Origin of the sequence: Winogradskyella vidalii, from assembly GCF_013403955.1 — a bacterium.
Classification (GTDB): domain Bacteria; phylum Bacteroidota; class Bacteroidia; order Flavobacteriales; family Flavobacteriaceae; genus Winogradskyella; species Winogradskyella vidalii.
Window position 1 is genome coordinate 805,185 of record NZ_JABFDG010000001.1, and the last position, 11,380, is coordinate 816,564.

Annotated in this window: 4 protein-coding genes; 2 read left to right on the forward strand and 2 right to left on the reverse strand. The window is 36.2% G+C overall.

The genetic code is table 11. From position 1 onward, the window contains the following. Positions 1-3: 3 nt before the first annotated feature. Together HM982_RS03270 and HM982_RS03275 are read right to left on the reverse strand one after the other, a co-directional pair. Positions 4-4,734, reverse strand: coding sequence for a gliding motility-associated C-terminal domain-containing protein (locus tag HM982_RS03270; RefSeq protein ID WP_179351686.1), 4,731 nt, complete (start codon positions 4,732-4,734; stop codon positions 4-6). Between the two features lie 190 nt (positions 4,735-4,924). Beyond that, positions 4,925-7,207 carry a muramidase family protein gene (locus tag HM982_RS03275; RefSeq protein WP_179351687.1) on the reverse strand — a complete coding sequence of 761 codons (2,283 nt, stop codon included), beginning with the start codon at positions 7,205-7,207 and terminating at the stop codon, positions 4,925-4,927. A gap of 365 nt (positions 7,208-7,572) precedes the next feature. Between HM982_RS03275 and der the strand changes: the two genes are divergently transcribed. Together der and HM982_RS03285 are read left to right on the forward strand one after the other, a co-directional pair. After that, positions 7,573-8,877: a ribosome biogenesis GTPase Der gene (gene der, locus HM982_RS03280; protein WP_179351688.1), complete on the forward strand. Its 1,305-nt coding sequence runs from the start codon at positions 7,573-7,575 to the stop codon at positions 8,875-8,877. A 138-nt stretch (positions 8,878-9,015) separates the two neighbouring features. Beyond that, the gene (locus tag HM982_RS03285) at positions 9,016-11,325 is read left to right on the forward strand and encodes a T9SS type B sorting domain-containing protein (RefSeq protein WP_179351689.1); all 2,310 of its coding nucleotides are present in this window, start codon (positions 9,016-9,018) and stop codon (positions 11,323-11,325) included. The last annotated feature ends 55 nt before the right edge of the window (positions 11,326-11,380 follow it).

An 11,380-nucleotide genomic window follows, 5' to 3' on the forward strand; every position in this document is an offset into this window, starting at 1 on the left:
AACTTATCTATTTAAATAGACTCTTCCTTGCTTTGGTTCACGTTCACCATCATTAAATTCTAAGATGTAAAAATAGACACCAGCGGGTAGTACTTCATCATTGTTTTTACCTGTTCCATCCCATTTAGGTGAATTTATATTGCCTTCATAAAGGATATTACCATATCTATTATAGATGCTTAGTTTAAAATTTGGATAAAGATCTTCTAAAAATAATATATCGAATACATCATTAATACCATCATCATTAGGTGAAAACCCATCTGGTATTAAAAGTTCACCTATACAATCTATAAGGCTAACAGTAACTTGAAGTCTTATAGGACTTTCACATCCAAATTGAGATAAAATACTAGCGTAATAAGTTTCATTATCTAAAAGTAATTCTGAGCCCGAATAGGTGTTACCATCTATTGCTTGGTCGTACCATAGAATTGTTTCTGTGTCAATAATATTACTTGTTAAGTCATTTATAGTAGCATTGTCATTGATACAAAACTCAGTGCCATCGGAAATAATTTGTGGTGTTGGTGTTTCAGTAACATAAATTTTAACAGGTTCTACAAATTGTGTGTCTGTATAACAATTTTGTCCAGAAATAAAAATTTGCATTAATGTTACTATTGTTGTTCCTGTATTTGGTATTAAACTTTGTGGGATAATAAACGAAGCTTCTCCTGAAACAATAGAAATCTCAATTGTATTTGTAGATATATTAGCTTCACTTAACCCATAAACAATGTTGTAATTTCCATCGGCTAATTGATTAGCTCCTAAAATATTAATAATAGCATCGTGGTTTATACAAATGTTATCATCTGTAAGTGTCAACCCTGTAGCATCCGGGTAATCCACAATATTAACGGTTATAGTAGCTGCATCTGTTAAATTACATTCGTCTGAACTCACTGTATAAGTATAATCACCTGCAGCGTCAACCGTTGGGTCAAATATTCCTGTACCACTTACAAGTGCTGGTGACCAAGTTCCATTTGTTTCTGGAGAACCACCTAGTTGGTCAAATAAATCTACGGGATTAATTTCATCAGTACATAAATTAAGGATACCATCTTCTCCGGCATTGGGTAATCCAATAATAGATACAACAACAGAAGCGCTAACATCAGGACAAGTATCTGTGTTACTAGAAACCGTATAAGTATAGGTTCCGGCAGCGTCAATTGTAGGGTCAAAAACGCCAGTTCCACTTGTAAGAGCTGGTGTCCATATTCCATTAGTGTCTGGAGTACCACCTAAACTATCAAATAAATCTAGAGGGCTATCATTACTACAAAATTCAATTGTGCCATCTGTTCCTGCATTAATTGGAGCTGCTATAGAAACAGTAACTGTTGAAGTGTCAGTTCCACATGCATTGGTTAAAGTGTACGTATATATGCCTTCAGGATCAATAGTTGGGTCAAATATTCCAGTTCCAGTAGAAAGTGTAGGCGTCCAAGTACCACCAGTATCTGGAGTACCAGTAAGTCCACTAAATAAATCAACGGTATCAGTAGCATTACATAAGGTTAGTGTACCGTCGGTTCCTGCATCTGGGTTTTCTATAAATGATACGGTAACTGTTGCTGTATCATCAGGACAGGTTGTTGCTGTGTTAGAAACGGTGTACGTATATATGCCTTCAGAATCAATAGTCGGGTCAAATACTCCAGTTCCACTAGAAAGTGCAGGCGACCAAGTTCCACCAGTATCTGGAGCACCACCTAAGTTGGTAAATAAATCTACAACGGCGATATCGTTAGGGCAGAATTCAACAAAACCATTGCTTCCAGCACTGTTAGCGTCAATTACAGTAACTGTTACTGTTGCAGAGCTATTTCCGCATGCCGCAGAATTTATGGTATAGGTGTAAACACCTTGAGGGTCAATACTAGCATCAAAAACGCCAGTGCCACTAGCTAAGGCAGGTGACCAAGTTCCGCCTGCTTGTGGTGTGCCACTAAGACTATTAAATAAATCGCTTGAACTTGTTAAGCTACACAAATCTAGAGTTCCATCATCACCAGCATCAGCAACATTTTCTATGGTTACTTCAACGTTTGCTGAGCTATCAGCACAAGAACCAGTTCCGGGGATTGTATAAGTATAGGTGTCAGCTGTATCTAATAATGGGTCAAAAATTCCTGTACCACTAGCCAGTGTTGGCGTCCAAACCCCACCTGTGTCAGGTGAACCCCCAAGGCTATTAAAAAGGTCAATTGTTCCCTCATCAGTACAAACTGTAACGGAACCATCCGTACCGGCATCTTGTGATGTAGAAATAGAGACTGTAATTGTTGCAGTTGCGTCTACACAAGGACTCGTGCCTGAAACGGTATAAGTATAAGTACCTTCTGTGTCTACTAAGGGATCAAAAACCCCAGTACCACTTGCTAAAGCAGGTGACCACGTTCCACCAATATCTGGAGTTCCAGCTAAGTTATCAAACAAATCAATTGTACCATCAATAGCACAACTATTTACGGCAGCATCTCCACCTGCATTAGGGGCTGTTTCTATACTTACTTCAACGTTTGCTGAATCATCTAAACATGATCCTGAATTAGATACTGTGTAAGTGTAAGTACCAGCAAGGTCAACTGAAGGGTCAAAAATTCCTGTGCCACTTGTAAGTGTTGGTGTCCATGTACCCCCAGTTTCAGGTGTACCTCCTAGACTATCAAAAAGGTTTATCGAGCTGTCATTACTACAAAGTGTTATTGCGCCATCTGTACCAGCACTTTGAAATGGTGTTATAGAAATAGTGACGGTGGCAGTTGCATCTGCACAAGGACTAGTGCCAGGTACGGTATATGTGTAAGTGCCAACGGCATCAACTAAAGGGTCAAAAATATTTGTACCGCTCGCAAGTGTTGGTGTCCATGTACCACCAGTTTCAGGTGTACCTCCGAGTGTGTCAAATAAATTTATATTGCCGTCACTATCACAAATATTTACAACAGCGTCTATACCGGCATCCGGTTCTGGTATAATGATTACTGTAACATCTGAGGAAACATCAGTACAAGGCGGTGTGCCTGTTAAAGTGTAGGTATAGGTGCCAGCGGTATCGACAGAAGGGTCAAAAACGCCAGTTCCACTGCTTAATTCTGGTGACCAAGTCCCTCCAGTTTCTGGCGTGCCCCCAAGACTATTGAATAAGTCTACAGGGGTTAAGTCATTACTACAAATAGTAAGTGTACCATCGGAGCCCGCAATTGGTAATGGCGTGACAGCCACAGTAACAATTGCTGAGACTTCTGGGCAAGTTCCGCTTCCTGAAAATGAATATGTATAATCCCCAGCAGCATCAAGTAGGGGATTAAAAACGCCAGTTCCGCTTGCTAGAGCCGGTGACCAAGTTCCGCCAGGACTAGGAGTGCCGCCAAGGCTGTCAAATAAATTTATAGTTCCTATATTGTCGCATATTTCAACTGTTCCATCTTCACCAGCATCATTAAAGGTTGTTACAGAAACAGTAACTTCTGACGAAACATCAATACAAGGTGCTGTAGCACTTAGTGTATAAGTATAGATGCCTGGGCTATCAATTGCGGGGTCGAAAACCCCGGTTCCACTTGCTAATGCAGGTGACCATGTTCCACCTGGTTCAGGATTACCTCCAAGACTACTAAATAAATCTACAGGAGCATTATTGCTACATAAATCTATAGTTTCGTTTGTACCAGGATTTGGCTCTGGAATTATAGAAACGGTTACTGTTGCCGATTCATCAGGACAAGTATTGTTAGAGTTTACAGTATAAGTATATTCACCTACGGAATCTATTAGAGGGTCAAAAACTCCTGTGCCACTATTTAATGCAGGCGACCAAGTTCCTCCTGTTTCAGGGGAGCCTTCAAGAGATGAAAACAAATCGACTGTAGAATTTAGATTATTGTCACAAATTTCTAGAGTCCCATCTTCACCAGCATTTGGTCCAACATCTAAAACGGCCATAACCATAAGTCGAGCAGAGCTTTCACATGGCGGATCTACAGTGGTTCCATAATACATTTGGCCATCAATTAAAGGGGTGTTTTCGGGTAAAGGAAATGCTGAAAATAATGAGATGTACCAATTGTTGTCCCCTGTTGCTTGTAAGTCGCCAACAGTAGGTGTAGAGGCTTCTGAATTACAAAAATATTGAATGCTGTCTCCAACAGGCATAGGAGTATAACCGACATTAACTAATACTGATAATCGAGATGTTCTACAGCTTCCGTCAGGACTTGCTTGATCAGCATAGTAAAGCGTGTTATCCATTAAAATGTCTGTAGGATTTAGAGGAGTGCCTCCAAAAGGTGATAAATACCACTGCACATCATTTCCTGTAGCACCTAAGTAAGCCACTGTAGCTTGGGAAGCATCGTCTATACAAATTCCTTGAAAATTACTACCAATTGGAGGACCATAAATGATAATATCAACACGGGCTCTTGTGCCACATGTTCCCGAACTATCATCTGCATAATAATCTTCACCATTTATTAAGCCGTCAGAATTGGATAAAGGTGTCGTTGAGGTAGGTGTATCATACCAAACAATACCACCGCCATTATCTATGGCTTCTAAATCGCCAACTAAAACAGATTGAACATCACAGAATGTCTGTGTACTTTCAGTTACTGTAGGACATTGCGCATTAACAGAAGTAAAGGTAGCGGTAATTGATAAAATAAGAAATGCTATACATAAAGGATAACTTCTAAAACAGTGCGGTTTGGCTTTCATTAAAAAAATTTAAAATAATAACTTTTGTTGAAATCGATGCCATGGATAAGAACAGCAAGTTCAAAATAAAACTGTTTTCTTGCTAAATTGTAAGATCAAGGGAATAACAAATATATATAAATAGCACTTAGTTAGCAAAATTAAAATAGGGCAGTTTTATAGTTTTTTTTTATTTCGTTATTTAAGCTTCTTAATCAAGTATAATCATACCTTCATCAGAATTATATTGCATTAAATAAATCCCTGTATTTATGTAATTATTATCCTCTGTTTTTTTGTATTTAAATCTCAGGTGTGGTTGCTCAGAATCTATGGTGTTTATGGTCTCTTCTAAAGACGTATTCTGAGAAAGCCTTAAAATAATATCTAGAGTTACATCGAAGCCCAATGCCGCATTTCGGGTTGGTTCAACTTCAAAAATTGTTTCGTAATTAGTTTCAAAATTGTTGATGCCGCTTTTGTTTTTACGGTCTGTTACTGTAGGGAATATGAGTTTTAATATGCGGTACCTCATGTCTGAAACTTGGCTTTGATTTGGTAACAATGAAGATTCTAGCATCACCAATTGAATTTGATAATTGGCTAGTTTACTCATTAGAGCAGTTGTTGAATTAAGAAACACAATTGTTTTGTCACTATCGAATATGACATAGTTAACTTGGTCTTTAATAAGGGCATTTTCTAAAGCATCTGATTCGGAAAATCCGGAGTTATCAACTTTTAAAAATTTAGCGTCAGGGAATGTGTTTAAAATTAAATCTTTATTTTCTGCTTCTTCATTGTCGCTTAAAACTATTACTTGTCCATTTTGTTTTGCTAAATAAGCTAGTGTTTTAGTCTTCTGAAGTTGACTATCTGGAATAGATTTGTAGATTGTGATACTATCAATTGACGTCATGTTAGACTCAATATCAATTAGTGATATTTTTTCATTTGATATTATGCTAGGATAGGCAGAAGCACCATCAAAGAAAGGAACAAGAATAGCGTTTTTCTTATGTGGACTCTCAATATCTAATTGGGTTTTTGCAATGTTCGTTTTAATTAAGGTGACATCGAAGTCTAAATTTAAAGCTTTAGCTGAATCTATGGCAATCTGAGCACCTTGGAAAAACTCTATATATTTTTGAAATTCACTATTAATTGCCAGCATTTTTTTTCGTTCTTCTGGTGAACTGAGTTCATCGCTAGAGAATGGTGAATAAAAGTATATCCCGCTACTGGTATTTGTAACTAAATTATCTAGTAAATTTCTATTTTTGTTGTTGTCTACTTTTGGTGTTGTGTTTTTAACAGTATTACTAGTAACTTCTGTGTTTTGAGTAGTGTTTTTATTGTTTGTTGCGCTGTCAGAAGTTTCAATGACGCTTTTTGGCATTTTTATAACATTGCCTTTATTGACCGAAGTTAGCAGTTTAGGGTTTAAAGCTGTAAATTCATCAATCGTCATATCTGCTTTTTTCGCTAAACTATAAAGCGTTTCCTTGTCTTTAATGGTATAGTTGATATAGTTACCTGCAAGAGGTGAAGGATTTTCTTCCTTTTCTAAATCTTCTTGATTAGCTTTTTCAACTTTTATCTCTTCTTCTTCTTCTTCTTCTTCTTCTTCTTTTTCTAATTTTTCTTGTTTACTAAGGTCTTCTTGTTGAAGCTCATCTTGTACGGTTGCGTTGTTTTCATTCTCAGAAGATAAAGTAGCGCTATCGTCTTCTGTTACAGCCGTGTTATTAGAATCTGGTCTGGTTTCTATTTTAGGCTCTTTTTTGTCTGTAACTGTATTTACTTGAAGTTTTTGACCAATCCGGAGCATTTTAACAATATGTGGATTTTTATTTTCTAGCGCTGTGATACTCATATTAAAACGTTTGGAGAGTATGAATTTTGTGTCTCCTTGTTTTACGATATACTCACCACTGGTTGAGACTTCAGATTTCTTTTCAGGAATGGTAATAATTTGACCTGTTTCTGAAACACCTGTAGTAAGCTCTGAGTTTGCCGCTACTAATTGTTCTACACTTATTCCATTGTTTTTTGCAATTTCAGAAAGTGTTTCGCCTTTAGCTACAACATGCTCTCCTTCTTTTAGGCTTTTGTCAACGTTGATAATATGACCCACTTGAAGCATTTTTATAATATGTGGATTTTGTTGCTCTAATTGGACAATGCTAACTCCAAAACGTTTAGCGAGACTATATTTAGTTTCACCACGTTTTACTTGATAATTAGAAACTTGGGTATCCTTTAATATGGCAGTTTTATTTGCGTTAGGGATTTTTAAAGTTCGACCAGGGTAAATAACGTTTTGTGATCCTGGGTTAAGCTCATAAATAGCATTTACACTAACGTCATATTTTTTAGAAATCCGATAAACATTTTCACCTTTTTGGATGGTATGGTTAATATAGTTTTCTTGAGCCCACATAAATTTAGAGCTTAATACCAAAACTATGACAAGCGTAAAATATTTCCCCATTCTCTTTCTAATGTTTAATTGTAACAACCTGCATACGAATTAGGTAGTTGTAGTTTATTTATTTTTTTACATTAAAAATAAGCCTTTAAGAAAGGGGTTGGTTCTTAAATGATTATGGTTGATACCGACTTACTAAAAATGCAAAAAAAAGTATTTGCTTATACAAACAATAAAAGTACTAAAAATATAGGCATGATGCTTTAAAATAATACTTGTTATCAACAGGATGTTAACAAAATTTTTGTGGTGATATTCTAGGTTTGTATAGTGTGGGATTGAATTTTTTTAATAAAGAATGAAAAGTTATCGATCGTAAGTCATAACTAGTAACTATGTACTATCTTTGTAGCCTTAAATAAAATTAAATGAGCAATATAGTCGCTGTAGTAGGTCGTCCGAATGTAGGGAAGTCGACATTTTTTAACCGTTTAATCAAAAGGCGTGAAGCTATTGTTGATGCCGTTAGTGGTGTTACTAGGGATCGTCATTATGGGAAAACGGACTGGAATGGTATGGAGTTTTCGTTAATTGATACTGGAGGTTACGTTGTTGGTAGTGATGATGTTTTTGAAGCCGAAATTGATAAACAGGTAGAGTTAGCAATAGAAGAAGCAGATGCTATTATTTTTATGGTTGATGTAGAAACGGGTGTTACAGGAATGGATGAGGACGTGGCCAATTTATTGCGAAAAGTTGATAAGCCTGTTTTTTTAGTCGTCAATAAAGTTGATAATAATAAACGCGCTGAAGATGCTGTGGAGTTCTATTCGCTAGGTTTAGGTGAGTATTTTACAATTGCAAGTATAAATGGTAGTGGAACAGGCGATTTATTAGATGCTGTTGTTGAGGCATTACCAGAAAAAGAAGAGATTGACGAAGAAGAATTACCGCGTTTTGCCGTTGTAGGAAGACCAAATGCTGGTAAATCATCATTTATAAACGCGTTAATTGGCGAAGAACGTTACATCGTTACAGACATTGCTGGTACAACGCGAGATTCTATTGATACTAAATATAACCGTTTTGGTTTCGAATTTAATTTAGTAGATACAGCAGGGATTCGCCGTAAATCTAAAGTAAAAGAAGATTTAGAATTTTATTCCGTAATGCGAAGTGTAAGAGCTATAGAGCATTGTGATGTTTGTTTATTAGTCTTAGATGCAACACGTGGTTTTGATGGCCAAGTGCAAAACATATTTTGGTTAGCAGAACGCAATAGAAAAGGCATTGTGATTCTTGTTAATAAATGGGATTTGGTAGAGAAAGATACCAAAACTGCCAGAGAATTTGAACAACATATCAGAAGAGAGATGGCGCCTTTTACAGATGTGCCTATTGTATTTATTTCAGTATTAAATAAGCAACGAATTTTTAAAGCTATTGAAACAGCTGTTGAGGTTTATAAAAACAGAACCAAACGTATTAAGACTAGTGTGCTTAATGAGACTTTATTACCTATTATTGATCATCAGCCACCTCCAGCCTATAAAGGCAAGTTTGTGAAAATAAAATATATTATGCAGTTGCCAACACCGCAGCCACAATTTGCTTTTTTCTGTAATTTACCGCAATATGTTAAGGAGCCTTATATGCGTTTTTTAGAGAATAAACTACGTGATGAATTTGACTTTAATGGGGTCCCGGTAAGTGTCTATATGAGAAAAAAATAATCTATTTGCTCTGTTTATATGAATGAAATTAAGTATATTTTTTACCTGTTATGCTTATGTCATTCATGTGGTTTTTGTCAAGATCTTCCTCCAGAAATAAACGTTACTGGCCTACAGGTTTATTGTCCAGAAACCTCTATGCCAATAGTGACTTCCGTTTTGATAACCGACCCAAATTCTGAAGACAGCATGTTGTCTGAGGTTTTTGTGCAAATAGCAGAAGGATATCAAAACGGAGCAGATTCGTTATTATTACAAGGTACACATCCTAATGTAACGTCGAGTTGGAATCCTTCTGAAGGACTTTTAACCCTAACAGGACCTGCAACGTTTACTGCCTTTGAAACAGCGATTCAAAATGTAGTCTTTCAAACAACTGCCACGCTCTTTAATCAAGACAGGCAATTTTCTATCAATTTAGGTGATGCTAATTATTTGCCTAGTACAGGACATTATTATTTTTACGTAGCCGATGCCGGAATTACTTGGACAGAAGCACGAGATGCAGCTGAAGCGCAAACTTATTTTGGCTTACAAGGCTATTTAGCAACCTTAACCTCTGAAGAGGAATCGCAATTGGCAGGTGAACAAAGTGCTGGCACAGGATGGATAGGTGCTTCAGATACAGAAATTGAAGGTACTTGGCAATGGATGACAGGCCCAGAAGCAGGAACCGTATTTTGGCAAGGTAACGTTAATGGAAGCGCACCAAATAATGAATTCTCTTTTTGGAATACTGCCGAACCTAACAATTTAGGTAATGAAGATTATGCACATATAACAGCACCAGGAATTGGTGTTTTAGGATCTTGGAATGATTTGTCTGTTACAGGTGCTATTGATCCACTCGATGATTATCACCCCAAAGGCTATATTGTTGAGTTTGGTGGAATGCCTAATGAACCCGAAATTAATCTCTCAGCAAGCAGCACGCTTATAATGCCACGTGTTTTAACTAATGATATTACCGTTTGTGGTACAAACACTTTTACACTAACTGTAGAAGCTTCAACGCCTAATGTTTTGTGGTTTGATACGGCTACATCTTTAATACCTATTCATAACGGATTAAATTACGATGTCACTATTAGTAACACAACGACCTATTGGCTAGAGGCTGTTGTGCCAAACTGCTCTGTAACTATGACGAGGTATCCTTTGGTAGTAACTATAAACCCAAAGCCTAATATCAATAACATTACGATAAATCAATGTGAAGATGACCTCATTGATGGGCAGTCTAATTTTAACCTTGCAGCTTACGCAGAGGTCATTGTAAATGGTAGTTTAAGTAATTTAGAAGTTAATTTTTTTGAAACGGAAGATTTATCAATTCTTATAAATGATGATGATTATACCAATTTGTACAACAATCAACTTATATATGCTGAGGTCTTAAATATTGAAACAAATTGTAGTGCCATTGCCGAGATTCTATTAACAGTAAATACTAATCCATCTAATAATGCTTCTTTAAGCGTATGTGATAATTTAGAAGAAACTGGTTTTGTAAGTTTTGATTTGGCTATGGCTGAAGCTCAAATTTTAGATTCAAACATGTCCAACGTAATTATTTTAGGTTTTTTTGAAACTTATAATGATGCCTTACTTCAAGAAAACCAATTGAATTCCAGTTTTACAAATACAGCAGCTTATAGTCAAACTATTTATGCCAGATTGGAGCAAAATGGGAGTTGCTATAGTATTGCAGAAGTGAATCTAAATGTAGAACCATTACCGTATCTGCTTCCTGATGAAACTATTTATTATTGCTTAAATAGTTTTCCTGATGCCTTAACTTTAGATGGTGGAATTATAGATGACCTACCCAATAACTATTCCTATAATTGGTCTACAGGTGAAACCACAATGACTATTGAAGTCAATGAACTAGGAACATATTCTGTACAAGTCACAATACCCAATGGCTGTACTAATGAGCGAACAATAACTGTTTTACCTTCAGATACCGCATTTATTGAAACTATTACTGTTACTGACTTAACAGATAACAATACCATTTCTGTATTGGTATCTGGAGATGGCGATTATGTATTTGCTTTAAATGATATAAATGGTCTGTATCAAGAATCAAATATGTTTGAAAATGTTCCTGCCGGAACTCATAAGGTCTATGTAAAAGATATTAAAGCAGATTGTGGTACTGTGTTAAGTCCTATTTCTGTTTTAGGTTTTCCAAAGTACTTTACACCTAATGGCGATACGGTAAATGAAACTTGGCAATTAAGTGGCATTTCGGGACTCGAGACTAGCGTTGATGTTAAAATTTATAATCGTTATGGGAAATTAGTTGCTGTATTAAATTCTAATCAACCCTATTGGGATGGAACTCATAATGGAAAACGTTTACCAACGGATGATTATTGGTTTGTTGCAGAGTTAGTAGATGGCAGAGTTTATAAAGGTCATTTTACTTTAAAACGATAGTTTTATAAAAATATTAACAAAATTAATACTAATTCTAGCTTTCTTGCGTTTCAAT